At 64.2% G+C, this 21,637-nt stretch carries 23 protein-coding genes, 1 tRNA gene and 1 pseudogene; 17 read left to right on the forward strand and 8 right to left on the reverse strand.

Going from position 1 to position 21,637, the window contains the following annotated elements:
• From DPM35_RS22570 to DPM35_RS22590, 5 genes and pseudogenes are all read left to right on the forward strand, one after another.
• Positions 1-237, forward strand: a pseudogene (locus tag DPM35_RS22570) (integrase); the annotation flags it as partial.
• Between the two features lie 137 nt (positions 238-374).
• On the forward strand, positions 375-1,778 hold the full coding sequence (locus DPM35_RS22575) for a lipopolysaccharide biosynthesis protein (protein ID WP_112129456.1): 1,404 nt from the start codon (positions 375-377) through the stop codon (positions 1,776-1,778).
• Positions 1,778-3,058, forward strand: coding sequence for a GNAT family N-acetyltransferase (locus DPM35_RS22580; protein ID WP_112129457.1), 1,281 nt, complete (start codon positions 1,778-1,780; stop codon positions 3,056-3,058). Before DPM35_RS22575 ends, DPM35_RS22580 begins: the two co-directional genes overlap by 1 nt.
• Positions 3,059-3,080: 22 nt before the next feature.
• Positions 3,081-3,914 carry a creatininase family protein gene (locus DPM35_RS22585; protein WP_112129458.1) on the forward strand — a complete coding sequence of 278 codons (834 nt, stop codon included), beginning with the start codon at positions 3,081-3,083 and terminating at the stop codon, positions 3,912-3,914.
• Positions 3,911-5,074, forward strand: a complete 1,164-nt coding sequence (locus tag DPM35_RS22590; RefSeq protein ID WP_112129459.1) for a YncE family protein — start codon at positions 3,911-3,913, stop codon at positions 5,072-5,074. Before DPM35_RS22585 ends, DPM35_RS22590 begins: the two co-directional genes overlap by 4 nt.
• 73 nt (positions 5,075-5,147) lie before the next feature.
• Here DPM35_RS22590 and DPM35_RS22595 read toward each other — a convergent pair.
• A tRNA-Leu gene (locus DPM35_RS22595) sits at positions 5,148-5,232 on the reverse strand.
• Between the two features lie 335 nt (positions 5,233-5,567).
• On the opposite strand from DPM35_RS22595, the gene DPM35_RS22600 reads away from it, so the two are divergent.
• Both DPM35_RS22600 and DPM35_RS22605 read left to right on the forward strand, forming a co-directional pair.
• The gene (locus DPM35_RS22600) at positions 5,568-6,155 is read left to right on the forward strand and encodes a YqaA family protein (protein WP_112129460.1); all 588 of its coding nucleotides are present in this window, start codon (positions 5,568-5,570) and stop codon (positions 6,153-6,155) included.
• Between the two features lie 24 nt (positions 6,156-6,179).
• On the forward strand, positions 6,180-6,698 hold the full coding sequence (locus DPM35_RS22605; protein ID WP_112129461.1) for a disulfide bond formation protein B: 519 nt from the start codon (positions 6,180-6,182) through the stop codon (positions 6,696-6,698).
• 167 nt (positions 6,699-6,865) lie between these two features.
• Here DPM35_RS22605 and DPM35_RS22610 read toward each other — a convergent pair whose 3' ends face one another.
• Complete coding sequence (locus DPM35_RS22610; RefSeq protein WP_027167440.1) at positions 6,866-7,423, reverse strand: HNH endonuclease; 558 nt, start codon at positions 7,421-7,423, stop codon at positions 6,866-6,868.
• A 110-nt stretch (positions 7,424-7,533) separates the two neighbouring features.
• Positions 7,534-8,193 (reverse strand): DNA-3-methyladenine glycosylase family protein, encoded by a 660-nt coding sequence (locus DPM35_RS22615; protein ID WP_112129462.1) that lies wholly within the window; start codon positions 8,191-8,193, stop codon positions 7,534-7,536.
• A gap of 91 nt (positions 8,194-8,284) precedes the next feature.
• Between DPM35_RS22615 and gluQRS the strand changes: the two genes are divergently transcribed.
• Positions 8,285-9,154, forward strand: a complete 870-nt coding sequence (gluQRS, locus tag DPM35_RS22620; protein ID WP_112129747.1) for a tRNA glutamyl-Q(34) synthetase GluQRS — start codon at positions 8,285-8,287, stop codon at positions 9,152-9,154.
• Here gluQRS and DPM35_RS22625 read toward each other — a convergent pair whose 3' ends face one another.
• Entirely contained in the window at positions 9,155-9,568 is a 414-nt protein-coding gene (locus DPM35_RS22625; RefSeq protein ID WP_245431612.1) for a hypothetical protein, read from the reverse strand. It abuts the gene before it with no gap.
• 29 nt (positions 9,569-9,597) lie between these two features.
• Here DPM35_RS22625 and DPM35_RS22630 point away from each other — a divergent pair, with 29 nt between their 5' ends.
• Complete coding sequence (locus tag DPM35_RS22630; protein WP_112129464.1) at positions 9,598-10,488, forward strand: DMT family transporter; 891 nt, start codon at positions 9,598-9,600, stop codon at positions 10,486-10,488.
• 92 nt (positions 10,489-10,580) lie between these two features.
• Here the strand turns inward: DPM35_RS22630 and DPM35_RS22635 are convergent, their stop codons facing one another.
• Positions 10,581-11,432 (reverse strand): YihY/virulence factor BrkB family protein, encoded by an 852-nt coding sequence (locus DPM35_RS22635; RefSeq protein WP_112129465.1) that lies wholly within the window; start codon positions 11,430-11,432, stop codon positions 10,581-10,583.
• 58 nt (positions 11,433-11,490) lie between these two features.
• On the opposite strand from DPM35_RS22635, the gene DPM35_RS22640 reads away from it, so the two are divergent.
• From DPM35_RS22640 to DPM35_RS22670, 7 genes are all read left to right on the forward strand, one after another.
• Positions 11,491-12,357: an SDR family oxidoreductase gene (locus DPM35_RS22640; protein ID WP_112129466.1), complete on the forward strand. Its 867-nt coding sequence runs from the start codon at positions 11,491-11,493 to the stop codon at positions 12,355-12,357.
• 25 nt (positions 12,358-12,382) lie between these two features.
• Positions 12,383-12,574 carry a twin transmembrane helix small protein gene (locus DPM35_RS22645; protein ID WP_112129467.1) on the forward strand — a complete coding sequence of 64 codons (192 nt, stop codon included), beginning with the start codon at positions 12,383-12,385 and terminating at the stop codon, positions 12,572-12,574.
• 75 nt (positions 12,575-12,649) lie between these two features.
• Positions 12,650-13,231, forward strand: a complete 582-nt coding sequence (locus DPM35_RS22650) for a cob(I)yrinic acid a,c-diamide adenosyltransferase (RefSeq protein WP_112129468.1) — start codon at positions 12,650-12,652, stop codon at positions 13,229-13,231.
• Positions 13,232-13,264: 33 nt separating this feature from the next.
• Complete coding sequence (locus DPM35_RS22655) at positions 13,265-14,074, forward strand: rhomboid family intramembrane serine protease (RefSeq protein ID WP_112129469.1); 810 nt, start codon at positions 13,265-13,267, stop codon at positions 14,072-14,074.
• 162 nt (positions 14,075-14,236) lie between these two features.
• The gene (locus tag DPM35_RS22660; RefSeq protein ID WP_112129470.1) at positions 14,237-14,986 is read left to right on the forward strand and encodes an electron transfer flavoprotein subunit beta/FixA family protein; all 750 of its coding nucleotides are present in this window, start codon (positions 14,237-14,239) and stop codon (positions 14,984-14,986) included.
• 23 nt (positions 14,987-15,009) lie between these two features.
• On the forward strand, positions 15,010-15,939 hold the full coding sequence (locus DPM35_RS22665; protein ID WP_112129471.1) for an electron transfer flavoprotein subunit alpha/FixB family protein: 930 nt from the start codon (positions 15,010-15,012) through the stop codon (positions 15,937-15,939).
• Positions 15,940-16,138: 199 nt separating this feature from the next.
• Positions 16,139-17,017, forward strand: coding sequence for a 3-hydroxybutyryl-CoA dehydrogenase (locus DPM35_RS22670; RefSeq protein ID WP_112129472.1), 879 nt, complete (start codon positions 16,139-16,141; stop codon positions 17,015-17,017).
• Positions 17,018-17,047: 30 nt separating this feature from the next.
• Here the strand turns inward: DPM35_RS22670 and DPM35_RS22675 are convergent, their stop codons facing one another.
• From DPM35_RS22675 to DPM35_RS22685, 3 genes are all read right to left on the reverse strand, one after another.
• Complete coding sequence (locus DPM35_RS22675; protein ID WP_245431613.1) at positions 17,048-19,006, reverse strand: PAS domain S-box protein; 1,959 nt, start codon at positions 19,004-19,006, stop codon at positions 17,048-17,050.
• A 152-nt stretch (positions 19,007-19,158) separates the two neighbouring features.
• The gene (locus DPM35_RS22680) at positions 19,159-19,797 is read right to left on the reverse strand and encodes an NrsF family protein (protein ID WP_112129474.1); all 639 of its coding nucleotides are present in this window, start codon (positions 19,795-19,797) and stop codon (positions 19,159-19,161) included.
• Position 19,798: 1 nt separating this feature from the next.
• On the reverse strand, positions 19,799-20,335 hold the full coding sequence (locus DPM35_RS22685; protein ID WP_112129475.1) for a sigma-70 family RNA polymerase sigma factor: 537 nt from the start codon (positions 20,333-20,335) through the stop codon (positions 19,799-19,801).
• Positions 20,336-20,539: 204 nt separating this feature from the next.
• Here DPM35_RS22685 and DPM35_RS22695 point away from each other — a divergent pair, with 204 nt between their 5' ends.
• Positions 20,540-21,544, forward strand: a complete 1,005-nt coding sequence (locus tag DPM35_RS22695) for an iron ABC transporter substrate-binding protein (protein ID WP_112129477.1) — start codon at positions 20,540-20,542, stop codon at positions 21,542-21,544.
• The last annotated feature ends 93 nt before the right edge of the window (positions 21,545-21,637 follow it).

Genomic DNA, 21,637 nt, shown 5'->3' on the forward strand with positions numbered 1-21,637 from the left:
GAGGCAGCGGTGCGCGGCGTGCGCCAGAACGGCGCCGTCAAATGGCGGGGCACCGAGATCTATGTCTCGGCCACGTTGGCCGGCGAACCGATTGCCATTGAAGAGACCGAGGATGGCGAGTGGACGATGCGCTTCCACACCCATCCGCTCGGCTTCATCGATGAGAAGCACATGAAACTGGTTCGCCGCAGCGCCGCGCCAAGACGACCGCTTGGCGCTGCGGCGACCGCATCATAGGGGGAGAAAACTGTTACCTATGTATCCGGTTCAAAGTGTTACCCATCTATCCCCTGGACACACCCTCACCCACCCTTTCTTAAGGTGTTTCGGATAGACCCGAACGCTGGAAAAAGGCGGAAAACGGAGGGTTTTGGGTGCGCTTTTCCGCGGCAACGACTGCCGGGCGGATCTTGCCGCAGCGCTGGGCGCTGCGCATGCGGCCGTTGCTTGGCCGCGTCGATGCCATCCTCTTCACCGCCGATGCGCGCGGCGAGGCCGGGCGCATGTCGCTGATTGCCTTTTCCATCCGCATCATCAGCGCCTTCATCGCCTTTGTCAGCCAGGTGCTGATGGCGCGCTGGATGGGGTCGTTCGAGTACGGCATCTCGGTGCTGGTCTGGGTGACGATGGTCATCGTCGGCAATCTCGCCTGCCTTGGCTTCCACACCTCCGTCATCCGTTTCATTCCGGAGTATCGCGAGCGCGGCATGCTGGCCGAGCTGCGCGGCATCGTGCTTGCCAGCCGCCTGTTCGTGCTCGTCGCCTCGACGCTGATCGCCGGCCTCGGCGCCCTTGGCGTATGGCTGGCCTCGGACTGGATTGAGAGTTACTACGTCATCCCTTTCATCCTCGGCGTCATCTGCCTGCCGATGATCGCGCTCGGCGATCTCCTGCAAGGGCTGGCGCGTGCCAATTCCTGGGCGCTGCTGGCGCTGTCGCCGACCTATCTGGTGCGCCCGGTGCTGATCCTGGCGTTCATGGCGCTGTTGCTTGGCCTGCACTATTTGCCGGACGCCAAGACCGCCATCTTCGCCTCGATCGCCGCGACCTATGTCACGACGCTCGGCCAGTTGATGGCCGTCACCTCGCGCATGGACAAGAAAGTCCCGCCCGGGCCGATGACGGTGCATTTCGGCCAGTGGATCCTCGTCTCGCTGCCGATCTTCCTGGTCGAGAGCTTCTTCTTCCTGCTGACCAATGCCGACGTGCTGATGGTGGGCGCCTACCTCCCGCCCAACGACGTCGCCGTCTATTTCGCTACGGTGAAGACGCTGGCGCTGGTGCATTTCGTCTATTTCGCCGTCAAGGCCGGCGTTGCCCAGCGCTATGCGCAATTCACCCATGGCGAGCCGGACAGGCTTGCCGCCTTTGCCCGCGAAACCGTCTCCTGGACCTTCTGGCCTTCGCTTTTGATGGCGCTGCTGGTGCTGGCGCTGGGCGAACCGATGCTGGTGCTGTTCGGTCCCGAATTCACCGCAGGCTATCCACTGCTCTTCCTGCTTGTGCTGGGCGTCGTGGCGCGCGCCGCCGTCGGCCCCTGCGAAAGCCTGCTCACCATGAGCGGCAACCAGAACATCTGCGCTGCCGTCTATGCCATGACGCTCGCCCTTAACATCGGCCTCAACGTGCTGCTGATCCCGCTGTTCGGCCTCTGGGGCGCGGCGATGGCAACGAGCCTTGCCATGGTCTTTGAGGCCAGCGCGCTCTCCTTCACCGTCTGGCGCAAGCTCGGCATAGTGATGGCGATCTTCGTGCCCGCAAGAAAGGAAGTCGCCTGATGGCCGCCGTCCCGTTGCTTGAAGAGACCAGCGGCGGCCCCGCCGGTGCCATGGTCTCCAACCTTGCCGGCCTGGCTCGCGAGGCCGACCCGGCCCATATCGAGCTCTTCGCCAGCAACAGGCCGGAACGCAAGCTCGCCATCTACCCTGCCTCGGCCGGCTTCGACCTCGTCGAGGAACTCGACTACCTCAGCGCCCGCACGGTCGAGCCGAATGTCTTCTTCAACCCGCGCTTCCTGGCGCCGGCGATGCCCCGGCTGGAGGACCGCGAGGTACGCCTGGCCGTCATCCGCGACGGCGACGAATACCGCAACCGGCTGCGCCTTCTGGTGCCGTTCTCGGTCGAGCGGCCGGCGATCCCGCTCGGCGTTCCCGTGATGCGCACATGGTCAAGCCCGTTCGGCCCGCTCGGCACGCCGCTGGTCGACCGCGACGATCCCATCGGCGTCATCGAGGATTTCTTCTCGATGCTGTCGCGGCCGCATCTCAAGCTGCCAAAAGTCTTCGTGCTGCCCGACATGCGCCTCGACGGTCCGGTGGCGAGCCTGCTCACCTCCTTCGCCGACAGCCGCAGCCTGACGCTGGTGACCACCGGGAAGGTCGAGCGTCCGGTGCTTGAAAGCGATGCCGACGGCGAGGATTACCTCAAGGCGTCGCTGCGTTCGCATCACTATCGCGAATTTCGTCGGCTGAAGCGGCGCCTTGCCGACCTCGGCAAGCTCGAGCACATCGTGGCCCGCGGGCCGGACGAGATCCGCCATGCCATCGAAAGCTTCCTGACGTTGGAGGCCGCCGGCTGGAAGGGTCGCGAGCGCACTGCCATGGCGATCGACCGCTACCGCGCCGCCTTCGCCCGCGAGGCCGTGCACCGGCTGGCCGAGCAGGACATGTGCCGCATCCACATGCTGACGCTCGACGGCCGCGCCATCGCCTGCCTGGTGGTTTTCGTCGAGGCCGGCGTCGCCTACACCTGGAAGACAGCCTATGACGAGACGCTTTCCGCGTATTCGCCGGGTACGCTGCTGATGATCGAGGTGACCAAGCAGCATCTCGACGATCCCAACATCGTCATGACCGATTCCTGCGCGGTTCCGGACCATCCAGTGATGAGCCGCCTGTGGAGCGAGCGCAAGCCGATGGGCACGCTGGTGGTCGGGGTGACGCCGGACGCAGACCGGCTGGCCCGCCAGGCGGCCTCGCAGCTGCACCTCTATCGCGAGACCCGCAACATGGCGCGCATCCTGCGCAATCGCATGCGGAGCCTGCTGAAGCGTCGCTAGGGCAATCCCGGGAAAAGTGCATATGCTTGTCGAGATCGGAAGGGGCGCGCTGCGGCGCATCTTGGCTGGTGCCGGGGTGCTGCTGTTCTTGCAGGCCGCTAGCCCGGCCTGCGCTTCGGTCTTCCTGGAAGACCAGACCTGGACCGAGCTGCGCGACCTCGTCGCGGCGGGGACGACCACGATCATCATTCCGATCGGCGGCACCGAGCAGAGCGGTCCGGCGGTGGCTCTGGGCAAGCACAATGTGCGAGTGAAGTTCCTTGCTGAAAAAATCGCCGGGAAACTGGGCAATACGCTTGTCGCTCCGGTCATTTCCTATGTGCCGGAAGGCAACATCGATCCGCCGACCTCGCATATGCGTTTTCCGGGAACCATCTCCATCGGCGACAAGGTTTTCGAGCAATTGCTCGAATCTGCGGCGCGCAGCTTCAGGCATGCCGGCTTCACGACCATCGTGCTGATCGGCGACCACGGCGGCTATCAGGGCGACGAACGGCAAATGGCCGACCGGCTCAATGCCGAATGGAAAAGGACACCGGTGCGGGTCTTTGCCGATGTTGATTACTATCAGCTCTCGCGAAGGCCCTACACCGACAAGCTGCTGGCCGCCGGTGCCAGCCGCGCTGAAATCGGATCGCATGCCGGCTTGGCCGATACCTCGCTGATGCTCGCCGTCGACCCATCCCTGGTGCGCAAGGATCGTCTTGCAGGACCGCCAAAGCTTGGTGCCGGGGATGGCGTCTACGGCGGCGATCCGGCAAGGTCTTCCGCACAATTCGGGCAACTCGGCGTGGATCTCATCGTCAACGGGACGACGGATGCGATCCGCGCATTCATCGCAAGTCAGCCAAAATGATCGGGACTTTTCTGCGCTTCATCCGTCTTTGCGTGCCGCTTGCGCTGCTCGCGCCGCTGCAGGCCGGCGCGGCGTATGCCGACTCCTGTCCCGAAGACTGCAGCGAGCCCCCGCCGCCCGCCGTCAACATCTACAAACACACCGCCGCCGGTCATCTGAGCCCGGTGACGACCGGGACACTGCCGCGCGTCTATGTGCCCAATCGCTCCTCCAACAGCGTCTCGGTGATCGACAGCGTAACGCTCAAGGAAGTCGACCGCTTCAACGTCGGCAGCAAGCCGCAGCATGTCGTGCCGTCCTGGGATTTGAAGACGCTGTGGGTCGCCAACAACGGCACCGGCAAAAACGGCAGCCTGACGCCGATCGACCCGATGACGGCCAAACCCGGCCAGCAGGTCCCGGTCGACGACCCCTACAACCTCTATTTCATGCCGGACGGCAGCGCCGCCATCGTCGTCGACGAAGCATTGCAGCAGCTCGATTTCCGCGACCCGCACACCATGGCGCTGAAATCGAGCCTGCCGACGCCGACCTGTCCCGGCATCAACCATGCCGATTTTGCGGTCGACGGCTCCTATGCGATCTTCACCTGCGAATATGGCGATGGCGGCCTGGCCAAGATCGACCTGAAGAACCAGAAGGTGCTCGGCCATCTCGACCTCTCCAGGATGGGCATGCCGCAGGACGTCCGCCTCTCGCCCGACGGCAAGGTCTTTTACGTGGCCGACATGATGAATGACGGCGTGTTCCTGATCGACGGCGACAGTTTCAAGGAAATCGGCTTCATCCCGACCGGCATCGGCACGCATGGTTTCGTCGTCAGCCGCGACGGCAAGCGGCTCTACGTCTCGAACCGGGGCTCGCACAAGATGGAGCAGGGCAAGGCCAAGGGTCCGGGCAGCGTGACAGTGATCGACTTCGCCACCCGCGCCGTGGTCGCGCAATGGCCGATTCCCGGCGGCGGCAGTCCCGACATGGGCAATGTCAGCGCCGACGGCAGGCAGCTGTGGCTCTCCGGCCGCTTCGACAGCGAGGTCTACATGATCGACACGGCGAACGGCGCCGTGACGAAAATCCGCGTCGGCGTCGAGCCGCACGGCCTCACCGTGTGGCCGCAGCCCGGGCGATATTCGCAGGGGCATACCGGGAATATGCGGTAGGATCGTTTGGAATGGCCCGCCATGGGAAGCTCGCGAAGGATGGCCTGCCACCCGAAGCTCGCAGAGCGAAGGGTGGTGCCCCTAGCCGGGATCGAACCAGCACTCCTTGCGGAACTCGATTTTGAGTCGAGCGCGTCTACCAATTCCGCCATAGGGGCTCAGGCCGGGCGGCCTGGATGGGCGCGGACTATACGGGCGGATGGGTGTTCGTCAACTGGCCTGTTGCGGATTTGCCCGCTCAAACGCCGGCATTGCCCCACCCTTCGGCCTCCTGGCAACGCAGACATTGTGCGTCGCGGAAAATCTTTCTAGACAGGCGAAACGTAGAGCGCCGCGCATCCGCAAGCTGGATGCGGCGCTTTGGGTCCTTGTCTTCCTGCCAGCCGTTGCCCAAAACCGCAAAGCGTCTCGGGTGACATTGATCAGAGCAATTCCAGGAAAAGTGCGCTGCGGTTTTCCGCCCGGAATTGCGTCGACTGCATTAGGAGAGCCGATGCTTCGCGGACTTTACGACTGGACGCTGTCGCTGGCGGCGCGCAAATCCGCCGAATGGTGGCTGGCCTTCATCGCCTTCGTCGAAAGCTCGGTGTTCTTCATACCCGCCGACGTGCTGTTCCTGCCCATGGCGCTGTCGCGGCCCGAGCGCAGCTATCGCTACGCGCTGACCGCCACTGTCGCGTCCGTGCTGGGCGGCATTGCCGGCTGGCTGATCGGCTACTATGCCTACGACACGATAGCGCGGCCGATCCTGGAGCATTTCGGCGGCCTTGATACGTTCGAGAGGTGGCAGTCGTCGGGCGCCGAGCTGATGCTGCTGCTGCTCGTCACATCCGGCGCGGCGCACTTGCCGCCGATCAAGGTGGTCACCATTCTGGCCGGCGCGCTTCACGTCAACATTCTTGTCTTCATCGTCTCGGCCATCGTGGCGCGCGGCGCGCGCTTCCTGCTGCTTGCCTGGCTGCTGCGTCGCTATGGTGAAGAGATCCGGGAGTTCATCGAAAAGCGCTTGGGATTGATTGTCGGCGCAGGCGCGGCTGCCCTGATTTTGCTCTATATCCTCGTCAGATACGCCCACGGATAGCGACGCAACGAACGGACCCGATCGATGACAGCGACCATGAATACCGATGCCGGACGCCAGCGCACGCGCGCGGCGCTGTTTCTCGCCGTCGCCATGGCGGCGACCGTCGGCTCGGCACTCGCCTTCCAATATATCGGCGGCTACATCCCTTGCCATCTCTGCCTCGAGCAACGCACGCCCTATTATATCGGCGTGCCGCTGATGGTGCTGGCGGCGATCGCTTCGATGCTGCGCGCGCCGGCCTGGGTGACGCGCGGGCTGCTGGCAATCGGCGGGCTGTTGATGCTCTACGGCCTCTATCTCGGCGTCTACCATTCCGGCGTCGAATGGCATTGGTGGGCCGGCCCGACCGACTGCACCGCCGGCGCCGGTCCGGTCGACACCGGCGGCAAGGGCGTGCTCGACGCGCTCGACAAATTCGTGCCGCCGTCCTGCGACAAGGCAGCGCTGCGCATCCTCGGCCTGTCGCTCGCCGGCTGGAACGCCATCGCCAGCCTCGTTCTGGCCGCCGTCGCCTTCCGCAGCGCGCTCGCACGGGATTGAGCCAAGTTCGCTTGAGCGGCACGGCGCAGAGTTCGGACAAAAAATTCGGCAGGCTGAGTCGAATGGTGCGGTTTTCGAGAACCGGAGCGGAGCGTACTTAAGTACGTGAGTACCGGAAGCGCAGAAAACCGCGGCAGTCGGCCAGCATGGCGGATTTGTGCCGAACTCTACGGTTCCAGTTCGACATCCCAGTACAGGTAATCCATCCAGCTTTCATGCAGATGGTTGGGTGGGAACAGCCGTCCGTTGTTGTGCAGGTCGTGCACCGTCGGCTGGTAGGGTTTCTGCAGCGGCCACATCTTGGCCTGCGCCGGCATCATGCCGCCCTTGCGAAGATTGCAAGGCGAGCAGGCGGCGACGACATTCTCCCAAGTCGTCGCCCCGCCGCGATGGCGCGGGATGACGTGGTCGAAGGTCAAATCCTCCGGCGTGCCGCAATATTGGCACTGGAAGCGATCGCGCAGGAACACGTTGAAGCGGGTGAAGGCGGGATGCCTCGACGGCTTCACATAAGCCTTGAGGCTGACCACGCTCGGCAGCTTCATCGAGAAGGTCGGCGAGGAGACCGCGTGCTCGTATTCGGCGACGATGTTGACACGGTCGAGGAACACAGCCTTGATGGCGTCCTGCCACGACCAGAGCGACAGGGGATAATAGCTGAGCGGGCGGTAGTCCGCATTCAGCACCAGCGCGGGAAGCCCATCCGGAGATACGGCAACCGTCACGTCCTTCGCCTCCTTCGTTCCAAACCGAACGGCGCGGATACTGTAAGCCCGACATGACAGGGATGTGAAGCGGATTGTCTCTCGTCGAAACTCTCAAAAACGCATGATTTTCATGCTTTTTTGGCGATTTCGACCGGGGGCGCCGCGTCCCTGCCCTTCAGTTCACGATAGTAGGCCCAAAAAAGCCGCGACGCGACACCCCGCCAGGGGCTCCATGATTCGGCCAGCCGGATAAGCATTTTCTCCGGCGGACGCGGGTCTATGCCGAGCGCATGGCCGACCGCCGTCTGCAGCGCGACGTCGCGCGCGGGGAACACATCGGGGTGGCCGGCGGCAAACAGCAGGTAGCATTCGGCCGTCCATGGGCCGATGCCGGGCACGGCCGTCATCGCCGCGATCGCCTCGCCGGCGTCCAGCGTGCACAGGTGATCGAGATCGAGCCCGCCGGCCACCGCTTCAGCAACGGCGAGCAGTCCGCGCTGCTTCGGCCGCGACAGCCCGGCCTCGCGGAATATGCCCTCGCCGGCAGCCAGGATTGCCTGCGGCGTCAGCGGATCAACCAACTTGACCAGCCGCCCGAAGATGGCGTCGGCGCTGGCGCGGGAAACCTGCTGCGAAACGATAATCGAGGCCAGGCTTTGAAAGCCTGGCTCCGATAGCCGAAGCGGCACTTCACCCGCCTTGCCGCGCACCGCCTCCAGCCGTGGATCGATCCGGCAGAGGGCGTCGAGCCCAGCCGCAATGTCGTCGAGCGAGGCGATGCGTTGCACGTTCTTTGTTCCCAGGGCGCCCGCGAAATGGCAATGGATGGCTAAATACCAACCGGCAAAAGCGCCTTTCAACCCGAATGCCGTCTCCAAGATGACGCTCCTGACATTCCGCTTCGCGCCGAGCCCCAACGGCGAACTGCATCTCGGCCATGCCTACTCGGCGCTGCTCAACCAACGGATGTCGGCGCAGGCGGGCGGACGGCTGCTGCTGCGCATCGAGGATATCGACATCACCCGCTGCACGCCGCAATTCGAGGCCGGCATTTTTCGCGACCTCGACTGGCTGGGATTGCGCTGGGAAGAACCGGTGCGCCGGCAGTCGGAACATTTTGCCGAATACCGGGTGGTGCTCGACCGGCTGATCGCCGAGGACCTGGTCTATCCGGCCTTCATGAGCCGCGGTGAGATCCGTGCCTTCATCGCCGAGAGAGGCGGCCGCGACTGGCCGCGCGATCCCGACGGCGTGCCGCTCTACCCGCCGCTCGACAAGGCCTTGCCGGCCAGGGAGCGCAAGCGGCGGATCGCTGACAACATGCCCTTTGCCTGGCGGCTCGACGTCGAGGCGGCCATGGCGCGCGTCTCAAGCGCCATGTCATGGGCCGAATTCACCGACGAGACGATGTCGGTGACGCGAACCGTCGAAGCGCAACCGCAGGCCTGGGGCGACGTCATCGTCGCCCGCCGCGACATCCCGACCAGCTACCATCTCGCCGTCGTCGTCGATGACGGGCTGCAGGGCGTTAGCCATGTCGTACGCGGACAGGACCTCTATGCGGCGACCGGCGTGCAGTGCCTGCTGCAGGAACTGCTCGGCCTGCCCCAGCCGCGCTATTTCCACCACCGCCTGATCCTTGGTCCGGACGGCCGTAAACTATCCAAGAGTTACAAGGACACCGGTCTGGCCGCGCTTCGCGAGGCGGGCATGTCACCGCAAGACGTCGCGCGGTTGCTCGGGCTTTGATTACAGACGCGCCATCCCGGCCTTGATCAGCGCCAGCGCGCTTATGAAGGCAAAGGCGCCGCCCAGCCCCCAGGCAACCGCCAGCTTGAGATCGCTCAAGCTGATGCCATGCTTGTTGGCTATCACCACCGCGGCAAAAAAACCGAAGATGAACAGCAGCGTGTTGCCGGTCGGGCCGAATCCGCTCTCCCTCATGATCGCGTCGAGCGCCGTGCCGAAGAAGAAGCCGAAGCCGGCGATGACCAAGAAGGCGAACAACAGCCAGGTCGTGTCGAGATGCAAAAACATGCCTGCCCATGGCGCGCCCACGCGCCATGCCCCTCTTGGCACGGTTTGTTGAATTCGATTTAGCTTATGGATCAATCGTTTCGTTTTGCTTGCCGGATTGATCGGCATTAGAGCAATTGCCGTCATCAACCGTTCACCCCGGCAGCCTCCCACCCATGCAGAGCATCAAGCGGTTCATTCCCGCCTCCTTCGTCGTTCTGTGGGCGACAGGCTTCATCGGCGCGCGCTACGCCATGCCCTGGGCGGAGCCCTTTACCTTCCTTGCCATCCGCTTCGTGATAGCGGCGATCCTGTTTGCCGGCCTCGCCATGCTGCTCGGCTCACGCAAGGCGACGCGCGACGAGGCGCTGCACGCCACGGGGGCGGGCGTCCTCATGCACGGCATCTATCTTGGCGCCGTCTTCTGGGCGATCCACCGGGGCATGCCGGCAGGGTTTTCGGCATTGATCGTCGGCCTGCAGCCGCTGATCACCGCCGTGCTTGCGGGCAAGTTCCTCGGCGAGGCCATCCTGCCCCGCCATTGGGCCGGGCTCGCTGTCGGGCTTGTGGGCGTCGTCATTGTGCTGTGGCCGAAGCTCGGAGCCGTCGGCGGCGGGGTGACCGCGGCAACATTGACCGCCTCGCTCGTCTCGGTGCTCGGCATGAGCGCCGGCACCATCTGGCAGAAGCGCTACGCCTCCGGCGGCGATCTGGTGTCGGCGACGATGTGGCAGTATGTCGGCGGCTCCATCGTGATGATCCTGGGCTCGCTCGCCTTCGAGACCCGCGCCGTCACCGTCAATGGCGAGTTGATCTTTGCCATGGCCTGGCTGGTGCTGGTGCTGTCGGTCGGCGCCATCTTCCTGTTGATGGTGATGATCAGGGACGGCGAGATGTCGAAGGTAGCCTCGCTCTTCTACCTGGTGCCCGCCGTGACCGCGGTCATCGCCTGGATGCTTTTCGACGAGCAGCTCAACCTGCTGCAGATCGCCGGCATGGCGATCGCCACGCTCGGCGTCGCCCTGGCGACGGCGGGGCAGCGAGGGAAAGAGGAACTGAGGAACTGAGGAACTGGAGAACTGAAGAAAACACAGCGCCAGTTATTGCCGCCTTTTCCTCAGTTCCTCAGTTCTTCAGTTCCCCAGTTCCCGCCGCCATCTCAGCCGACGCGCGCCCGCGCCTCCAGATACCGGCTGATCGCGGCATTGAGCTCGCCGCCGAGGATGAAGATCGCCGAGATGATGTAGAGGAAAACCACCGCGATCATGATCGAGGCGAGCCCCGCATAGGTCGTCACGTAGGACGAGAAATGATCGAGATAGGTGGCGAAGATGGTCGAGCCGGCGAGCCAGGCGATCAGCGTGAAGACGATGCCCGGTATGATCGAGACGAAGCGTCGCTTGCCGGCCGGCAGCCAGATATGCACGGAGAACAGCCCAATGACGATGACGGTGGAAGCGACGACGTAACGCCACAGCGTGATGGTGCCCATATAAGGCTTGATCCATTCGAGATGCGCCTCCGCCAGCCTGGCCAACAGAGGGGCGAACACCAGAAGCACGCTGACGGCCAGGAAGCAGGCCGTGGCGATCAGCACGAAAATGATGCTTTGCACCCTGCGGTGGATGATGCCGCGCGTTTCGGTGACACGATAGGCACGGTTGAGCGAGGTGCGCAGCGCCTCGATGCCGTTCGACGCGAAATAGGCGGCAAGCACGACGCCGTAGGTCAAAAGGTCGGTTCGCCTGACGGTGAGAACATTCTGCACCTCGCGCGCGATGGGCTTGGCGATCTGCTCCGGCCAGGTGTCGAAGACGAGATGCACCGCCGTATCCGAGAACGCCTGCGCGCCGAGGAAGCTGGCCAGTGTCGTGGCGAAGATCAGGAACGGAAACAGCGCCATCAGCGAGGTGATGGCGAGATGGCTGGCCATCGCCCAGCCGTCGTCATTGGTGAAATGGCCGATCGCATCGTAGAGCACGCGCTTGACGGCGACGATATTCCTGAGCAAGGACCCGCGCTCCGCTCGATTGTGTCGACGCCGCGAATATGGGAAGTGATTGCGGCAAATGGCAACCCCAGGTCAGACAACGTCCACCGTCGCGAAAGAGTTGCGCACCGTCATCGTCACCGGGGCCTCCTCCGGCATCGGCGCCTATTGCGCGCGGGCGCTGAAGGCGGAGGGCTGGCGGGTCTTTGCGACGGCGCGCAAGCCGGCAGACATCGCCGTGCTCGAGGCCGACGGCCTGGAGGCCTTCTATCTCGACTATCGTGAGCCCGAATCCATCGCCGCGCTGGTCGAGGCGGTGCTGGAGCGCACCGGCGGCACGCTTGACGCGCTGTTCAACAACGGCGCCTATGCCCAGCCCGGCGCCGTCGAGGACCTGCCGGTCGCAGCGTTGCGCGAGCAGTTCGAGGCCAATTTCTTCGGCTGGCACGATCTCACCCGCCGCGTCATGCCGGTCATGCGCCGCCAGGGGCACGGCCGTCTCGTCCATTGCTCCTCGATCCTCGGACTGGCGCCTGTCCGCTTCCGCGGCGCCTATTCGGCATCCAAGCATGCCATCGAAGGCCTGATGCTGTGCATGCGCCAGGAACTCGAAGGCAGCGGCATCCACCTCTCACTGATCGAACCTGGACCGGTGACCTCGAAGATCGCCAGCAATGGCTTGTCCTGGTTTTTGAAGAACATCGACGTCGAGAATTCCGTCCATCGCGCCGACTATCAGGCGCAGCTCGCCCGGCTGCAGGCCGGCGGCAGCGTGTCGAAACTGAAGCCCGGGCCGGAGATCGTCCACAAGGCGCTCCGCCACGCGCTTCTGTCACAGCGCCCGCGCCCGCACTATGTGGTAACGGTGCCGGCCAGGATCGGCGCAGCACTCAAACGCATCCTGCCGGCATCCCTGCTCTACCGCCTGCTTGCCAGGCGCGCCTGACTGAAACTGAACCGGAGCCAGCCAGATGGTCATCCTCTTGAAGATACTCGCCGTCATCGCGATGGCGGCCGTGCTGATCGTTCTGGTCCGCGGCCTGATCAACATGATGCGTGGTGGCTCCGGCGTCACCTCGAACAAGCTGATGCAGGCCCGCGTCATGCTGCAGGCCGTTGCCTTGGCGCTGCTGTTGCTGGTGGTCTATTTCACGCGCAAATAGCGCGGTCGGGCAATTCCAGGAAGATGCGGTTTTCCGCCCGGAATTGCGTAAGAAGTCGCTCGAGAGGGGAACGGCGTGGTCAAGCTCAACAAGATCTATACCCGCACCGGCGATGACGGCACCACCGGGCTCGGCACCGGCGAGCGGCGGCTGAAATCCGACCTGCGCGTCGATGCCTATGGCACCGTCGACGAGGCCAATGCCTGCATCGGCATGGCTCGCATCCATACCGCTGGCGATCATCCCTTAATTGACGCCATGCTGTCGCGCATCCAGAACGATCTGTTCGATCTGGGGGCCGACCTTGCCGTGCCCGACGACGGCAAGCCGCTGGACTACGAGCCGCTGCGTATCGTCGCCGCCCAGACCAGCCGCGTCGAACAGGACATCGACCTCCTCAACAAGGAACTGCAGCCGCTGAAATCCTTCGTGCTGAACGGCGGCACGCCTGCCGCCGCCGCGCTCCATCTGGCCCGCACCGTGGCGCGCCGGGCCGAGCGCCTGATGGTGGCGCTGGCGCAGGATCCGGCCGAGCATGTCAACCGCGAGGCGCTCAAATACATCAACCGCGTCTCGGATTTCCTGTTCGTCGCCGCCCGTGCCGTCAATGACAATGGAAAGGCCGACGTGCTATGGGTTCCCGGCAAGAACCGCTGAATGAACCGCTGAATTCGGGGGCGGGAGGGTCCGATGTTCATCCCGCTTTACGACACCAACAGGCTGCGCCACATCCGCCTGCAATATGTCACCATCGGTCTGATCGTGGCGAATGCGCTGGTCTATCTGGCGACCACGCTTGGCGGTGAGAACTTCACCAATGCCGCGGTTCTCGGTCTCGGCTTCATCCCCTCGGTGGTCCACGACAAGGTCGAGCTGTCGCCTGAATTCGTCGTCATCCCCGAAAGCCTCAGCTACCTCACCTATTCCTTCCTGCACGCCGACATTTTCCATCTCGGCGGCAACATGCTGTTCCTGTGGGTGTTCGGCGACAATGTCGAGGATGCGCTCGGCCACATACGCTACCTGATCTTCTACCTCGCCTGCGCGGTCGCCGGCGCTTTCTTCCAAGGGCTGGTGGCCTGGGATTCGCAGGTGCCGCTGATCGGCGCCTCCGGCGCCATTGCCGGCGTCGTCACAGCCTATTTGATTCTCTACCCTCGCGTGAAAGTCTGGGTTCTGGCCTTTGCCCGCATCCCCTTGCGCATTCCGGCCTTCATCCCGCTGATCCTCTGGATCCTTTTCCAGATCGTGATGTTTGCCGCCGGCGGCGAGGACCAGATTTCCTGGGCCTGCCATATCGGCGGCATCATCGCCGGATCGGTCCTGGTCCTGGTGCTGCGCAGCCGCGGCGTGCCGCTGCTGGCCGGTACCGACGGCGAGCCGGACCCGACGCCGAACATCCAGCAGCCGCCCGTCCCCGTCGAGCCCGCCGCGAGCGACGGCACTCCGGCGCAGCCGGCGCCGCAATGGGGCCGTGGAGCAGCGACACCTCGCGACTGAACCGATTTGGGTGCGTCGTGGGATATTGACGCGCGGATTTGCCGCCACTACGGAAACGGCACCGCTGGGCGGATATTCCGCCCGTAATGTCGGCTTTCGACAACTCTGACAGGGTGTACGCTGCTATAGCGCCCCGACTATCTCAGGAGAGGTGACAGGAAAATGAAGATCCTTGTGCCCGTGAAGCGGGTTGTGGATGCCAACGTCAAGGTCCGGGTGAAAGCCGACGGATTGGGCGTCGAGCTTGCCAACGTCAAGATGGCGATGAACCCGTTCGACGAGATCGCGGTCGAGGAAGCGATCCGCATCAAGGAAGCCGGCAAGGCGGAAGAGATCATCGTCGTCTCTGTCGGCCCGCAGCAGGCGCAGGAAACGCTGCGCACCGCGCTCGCCATGGGCGCCGACCGGGCCATCCTGGTCAAGACCGACGAGCAGACCGAGCCGCTGGGCGTCGCCAAGGTGCTGAAGGGCGTGGTCGAGGCGGAGAAGCCCGGCCTCGTCATCCTCGGCAAGCAGGCGATCGACGACGATTCCAACCAGACCGGCCAGATGCTGGCCGCACTCCTCGGCTGGTCGCAGGGCACCTTCGCCTCCAAGATCGAGCTTGCCGGCGACAAGGCCAAGGTGACGCGTGAAGTCGACGGCGGCCTGCAGACGGTCGAGCTGAAGATGCCGGCGATCGTCACCGCCGACCTTCGCCTCAACCAGCCGCGCTATGCCTCGCTGCCCAACATCATGAAGGCCAAGAAGAAGCCGCTCGACGAGAAGAGCCCGGCCGACTACGGCGCCGACGTCAAGCCGCGCCTCAAGGTGATCAAGACCGAAGAGCCGGGCGGCCGCAAGGCGGGCGTCAAGGTGAAGTCGGTGGCCGAGCTCGTCGAGAAGCTCAAGAACGAAGCCGGCGTGCTCTAAGCGGTCAGGAAAGGACAAAGAAAATGGCAATTCTCCTCATCGCCGAACACGACAATGCGAGCCTTTCCGACCAGACCGCCAAGGCGCTGTCGGCGGCCTTGCAGATTGGCGCGGAAGTCGACGTGCTGGTCGCCGGCAAGGGCGCCAAGGGCGCTGCCGACGCCGCCGCCAAGCTGAAGGGCGTGCGCAAGGTGCTGCTCGCCGAGGCCGACGAGCTTGCCGAGCGTCTCGCCGAGCCGACGGCGGCTCTCGTGGTGTCGCTTGCCGGTGGTTACGACACGATCATCGCGCCGGCGACCTCCGCCGGCAAGAACATCGCGCCGCGCGTGGCAGCACTCCTCGACGTCGCCCAGGTGTCGGAAATCATCGAAGTGGTCTCGCCGGACACCTTCAAGCGGCCGATCTATGCCGGCAACGCCATCCAGACTGTCCAGTCCACCGACGCCAAGAAGGTCATCACGGTGCGCACCGCCTCCTTCGCGGCAGCGCCGGAAGCTGGCTCCGCCCCGGTCGAGACGGTCGGCGCCGCCGCCAACCCCGGCCTGTCGTCTTTCGTCGAGAACAAGCTTTCGGAGAACGACCGTCCGGAACTGACCTCGGCCAAGATCATCATCTCGGGCGGCCGCGCGCTCGGCTCCTCGGAGAAGTTCCAGGAAGTCATCCTGCCGGTTGCCGACAAGCTCGGCGCGGCCGTGGGCGCCTCGCGCGCCGCTGTCGACGCCGGCTACGCGCCGAACGACTGGCAGGTCGGCCAGACCGGCAAGGTGGTCGCGCCCGACCTCTACATCGCCGTCGGCATTTCCGGCGCCATCCAGCACCTCGCCGGCATGAAGGACTCGAAGGTCATCGTCGCCATCAACAAGGACGAGGAGGCGCCGATCTTCCAGGTTGCCGACTACGGCCTGGTCGGCGATCTCTTCGTCATCCTGCCGGAGCTGCAAAAGGCACTTTGACGCCGTCCGTTCCGGCATATTAAAATCCAAAGGGTGGGGTAGACGAAGTCGCCCCGCCCTTTTAGTTTGCACTGCACAAAAAGCGGGCCATCAAGGCCCGAAGCCAATCCGGCGTTCGCATCCGGATTGCGGGAAACAAACAAGCAGGAGCGTCTTTGTACTTCAAGGAAGTGCAGGCGTTCCGGACGGGATCGGGGTCATGAGCAAGATCGAGACGATCGGCATTGTCGGCGCGGGTCAGATGGGTGGCGGTATTGCCCATGTCTCGGCGCTGGGTGGCTACAAGGTCCTGATCCACGACATATCGGCCGACCGGATCGAGAAGGGCATCGCCACCATCAGCGGCAACATGGCCCGCCAGGTCGGTTCCGGCAAGCTCGAGGAAAAGGCGCGCAACGAAGCGATGGCGCGCATCTCCGCCGCCCCGGCCATGGCCGACCTCGCCGCCGCCGACCTCGTGATCGAAGCGGCGACCGAGGACGAGACGGTCAAGCGCAAGATCTACGCGCAGCTCTGCCCGCAGCTCAATCCGGAAGCGATTTTGGCCACCAACACCTCGTCCATCTCGATCACCCGGCTCGCCGCCCAGACCGATCGTCCCGAGCGCTTCATCGGCATACATTTCATGAACCCGGTGCCGGTGATGAAGCTGGTCGAGCTGGTGCGCGGCATCGCCACCGAGGACCAGACCTTCGAGGCGGCCAAGAATTACGTGAAGCACCTCGACAAGACCGTCACCGTCTCGGAGGATTTCCCCGCCTTCATCGTCAACCGCATCCTTTTGCCGATGATCAACGAGGCGATCTACACGCTCTATGAGGGAGTCGGCACGGTCGACGCCATCGACACCGCCATGCGGCTCGGCGCCAACCATCCGATGGGACCATTGCAGCTCGCCGACTTCATCGGCCTCGACACCTGTCTTTCGATCATGCAGGTGCTGCATGAGGGCCTGTCGGACTCGAAATACCGCCCCTGCCCGCTGCTGGTCAAATATGTCGAGGCGGGCTGGCTCGGCCGCAAGACCGGTCGCGGTTTCTATGACTATCGCGGCGACCATCCGGTACCGACACGCTGATCTTCCGCGGCTGAACCCTTTCGACGCGGCTCAGGACGCCTCGGCGAGCGGCATAGGCGGCACATCTCTCGACGCTTCGTCCGGCGCGGCGGAAACGCAACCGCGGCCGGCCGCCTTGGCGGCGTAGCAGGCGGCGTCGGCACGCGCGATGATCTCGTCCACCTCGCCGCAGCCGGCGCGGATCGGCGCAAGCCCGATGCTGGCGCCGATCGAATGCGGGCGACCGTCCCAGCTGAAATTGAGGTTGCGGATGGCATCGATGATAGAGCGCGCCGCGATCGGCCCGCGCGTCGCGCCGCCCGATTGAAGGATGACGGCGAACTCGTCGCCGCCAAGCCGCGCGACGATGTCTCCCGGGCCCAGCACATCGCGCAAGGTGTCGGCCACGCGCCTGAGCAGCGCATCGCCCGCGGCGTGGCCGCCGGTGTCGTTGACCGCCTTGAAGTGGTCGAGGTCGACGAACATGAACTGGTGCTCGCCGCCATTGAGCCGGCATTGGTCGACCAGTTCCTCCATGGTGCGCATGAAGCTCGAACGGTTTGCGAGCCCGGTTAGCGCGTCGTGGGCGGCGGCATAGGCCAGCTGGCGCTGCAGGGCGCGCGCATCGGTGAAGTCCTGGAAGACGATGACCAGGCCGCAGAACTGCTCGCGGTCGTTCATGATCGGCGACACCACCTGGCGGATGCTGCAGCGCGTATCGTCGCGCCGCACGAGGACCGCGCGTGTGTTCTGGTCGCAACGGGGCCGTTCGCTCGCCGAAGGGCGAGTCAAGCCGATTCTCTGCCCGCTTTCCTCGTCGACCGCCCAATAGACATGGCCGAGCACCTTTCCAAGGGCTTCGCCGACGTCAACGCCGGTGAGCTTTTCCGCGACCGGGTTCATGAAGGTGATGCGGTTGGCGGCATCGGTGCAGATCACCGCGTCGCCGATCGACTGCAGCGTCACCCTTAGGCGCTCCTTCTCGTCGGCCAGCATCGCGGCCGAAACCATCAGCCGCGCTTCGGCCTCCTTGCGCTGCGTGATATCGGTCAGGCTGCCGATGGCACGGATCACCCGGCCCTCGGCGTCGCGCTCGATCGTCTTGCCGCGGTCGAGGATCCAGACCCAGTGGCCGTTCTTGTGCCGCATCCGGAACTCGGCTTCGAAAAAGGGCGTCTCGCCGGCAAGGTGCGCGCGATCCGCCTCGGCGACGCGTGCTTGGTCGTCCGGATGGATCATGGTCCGCCAGCGGTCGGGGTCGCCGTCGAGCTCGCCATCGGCATAGCCCAGCATTTTCACCCAGGTTTCGGAATAGGTTGTGCCGCCCTTGCGCATGTCGAGGCTCCAGACGCCCTGTCCGGTGCTGGTGAGCGCGAAGTTCCAACGCGTCTCCGCCTCGGCGATGCGTGCCTCGGCCTGCTTGCGGGCGTCGATGTCCTCGATCTGCGACACCAGATAAAGCGGCTTGCCGGTATCCTCGTCCCGGATGACCGAACCGGCGAGTTGTGCCCAGACCGGGGTCCCGTCCTTCCTGAGGTAGCGCTTTTCGAAATGGTAGGAGCTGATCTTGCCTTCCCGCACGTTTATCATCGTCTCGCGGCCGATCAGAAGATCGTCCGGATGCGTGATCTGCGGGAAGGTCAGTGCCTCGATCTCGGCGCGACTATAGCCCAGCATCGCGGCAAAGGCCGGGTTGGCCTGCTGGATGCGCCCGTCGAGTCCGACAATGGCAACGCCGATCGCCGAATCCTCCATGGCGCGACGGAAGCGCTGCTCGCTCTCGGCGATCTGCCGGCGGTCATCGACGATGCGGTTGATGAACAGCGCCGACAAGAACAGCGTCGCGGCGATGATGGCGATTGAAATCTGCAGGCAGAGTTTCAGCGCGTCCGCACCAAATTCAAAGCGTGGAGACAGGACCGAAGCGGCGGTGGCAACCAAGCCGACCGCCAGCAGCCCCTGCGCGGCGTGCCTGTCGGCACGGAGCCCTTTCCAGTTCAACCACGCCACGATGCGATCCACCCCAACACGCAACAGCACGTTGCCGCAACCCTGGCGGATCGGTTTTAAGGAATGGTTGCGCGGATGATGGCGATCGTTCCGCTAACCGGCAAACAATTTCCGGCATGATTAAAGGACTGTTTCGAAACAGCCCCGGCGGGCTACCAGCGCACGAAAAGCCGGCCGCCGATGGCCCCGAGCAGCGTCAGGAAGGCGATGGCGATCGTATACCAGGTGGCGACGAAAAGCGGCGAATCGTCGAAGCAATGCGCGGCATAGAAGGTTGCCGCCAGCCCCCCCGCGAGCAGCCCGGCGGTGGCACCCGCGAGCACCGGCCGCGTCGGCGCGCCGTAGCGCAGCATGCCGAGAAAGACCGCCAGCGGACCAACGCCGATCAGCGGGATGAAAGTCATGCAGATCATCATGTTCGAGCCGACGAGCCGCTTGCCCCAATCGGCCTGCGGTACGGCGAAAAGCTCCAGGATCACCGCCAGCACGACCAGAAGCGGCGCGGCAACCATCCAGGTCATCGCCCGCCTGGTCGAGGCACCTGGCATCGACAGCACTCGGATCAGCGCGAAGGCGCTGGCCGCAAGCACCAGCGTGAACACGAATTTCGACATGAAGCGCATCGTGTGCATGGCCGGCATGATGTCGGGACGCGGCCCGATGGTGGTAAAGAACATGGCTGCCGCGATCGCCACGGCAACGCCGGCCGCCAGCCACCAGGCCTTGCCCATCGGCATTGCCTTCTTGCCGGCATCCGCGTCGAGCGCTTTGATCAGATCCTCTGTCCTCATGTCACTGTCGTCCGAATCTTTTAGCGATCGCGGCGAGGCCGCGATGCAGCGATACGCGCACCGCCGTCTCGCTGACGCCGAGCTTGGCGGCGGTCTCGCCGATCGAATGGCCGTCGACCGAGATTGACGAGACGACCGAACGCTGCGTCGGCGGCAGTCCCTCGAGCGCCCGGTTTATGTCGCGCTCGCTGACCGTCTCCGTCTCCGGCTCGGCGAAGGTCTCTGCGATCTCGTCGATCTCGACCTCGATGCGCCGCCCTCGCCGGCGAAACGCGTCGATAAGCTTGAAGCGGGCGATCGCGTAGACCCAGGGCAGCACCGGCGCGTCCGACCGCCAGGTGTGGCGTTTCACATGAATGGCCAGCAAGGTTTCCTGCACGACATCCTCGGGGTCGACTCCGCCCTGAACGATCTTGCGCCGGACAAAACCGCGAACGAGGGCGGCGATGCGGTGCAGAAAGTCGGCATAAGCCCTTTCATCTCCCGCGATCGCGGCCCTGAGCAGCCGGGAGAGCTCTGCCTCGTCCTTGCCGGTCACAAGAGTTTACCCCCGAAGTTCGCATCTCGGCCCTGGTTTGTTACGTGGCCGGCGAAATAATGTCCAAGCCAAACTGCCGCAAAATCACGAAAGTTTGCGGCCGGCGACCGATTGAAGCAGGCCACAATCTTGACTACAACAATCAGGTATTGGTAGGTGCAGCCGTGCCCGAACCCCTGTCTCCAGATTTTGAGGACGATGCCCATGAAAATTGCCCTTTCCACGCTCGCCGGCGCCGCGATGGCGCTCGGCCTGATCGCCGGCCCGGCCATGGCAGAGGATCAAGGCATCGTCGTCTACAATGCCCAGCATGAGAGCCTCGCCAAGGAATGGGCGAAAGGCTTCACCAAGGAGACCGGCATCAAGGTCACGCTGCGCAATGGCGGCGACAGCGATTTCTCCAACCAGATCGTCGCCGAGGGCGCGGCCTCATCGGCCGACGTGTTCCTGACCGAGAATTCGCCGGCCATGGCGCTGGTCGAGGCGGCCGGCCTGTTCGCTCCGGTCGACGCCGACACCCTCGCCCAGGTGCCGCAGGAATATCAGCCCTCGACCGGCAAATGGGTGGGCGTCGCAGCGCGCAGCACTGTCTTTGTCTACAACAAGGCCAAGCTCAAGGAAGACCAGTTACCCAAATCGCTGCTCGATCTCGCCGATCCGAGCTGGAAGGGCCGCTGGGCCGCCTCGCCCTCAGGAGCCGACTTCCAGGCCATCGTCAGCGCCCTGCTCCAGCTCAAGGGCGAGACCGCGACCGCCGACTGGCTGAAGGCGATGAAGGACAATTTCACCGCCTACAAGGGCAACAGCACTGTCATGAAGGCGGTCAATGCCGGCGAGATCGATGGCGGCGTGATCTACCACTATTACTGGTTCGGCGATCAGGCCAAGACCGGCGAGAACAGCAAGAATGTCGGCCTGCATTATTTCAAGAACCAGGACCCGGGCGCCTTCGTTTCGGTGTCGGGCGGCGGCGTGCTGGCTTCCAGCAAGCACCAGAAGGAAGCCCAGGCGTTCCTGAAGTGGGTGACCGGCAAGGGCGGGCAGGACGTGTTGAAGACGGGCACGTCGTATGAATATGCGGTCGGCAAGGATGCCCAGTCCAACCCGAAGCTGGTGCCGCTGGCCGATCTGCAGGCGCCGAAAATCGATCCGGCGACGCTGAATTCCAAGAAGGTCATCGACCTGATGACGCAAGCCGGCTTGCTTTAGTTCGCGTTCGTCCTAAAAGGGCAAACGACCGTGCTCCCGCGGGAACTCGCTTCCGTGGGAGCGCTTTTGTTTTGGAGATGGCCTCGTCGATGA

It is taken from the genome of Mesorhizobium atlanticum, assembly GCF_003289965.1.
GTDB classification, from domain to species: Bacteria; Pseudomonadota; Alphaproteobacteria; order Rhizobiales; family Rhizobiaceae; genus Mesorhizobium; species Mesorhizobium atlanticum.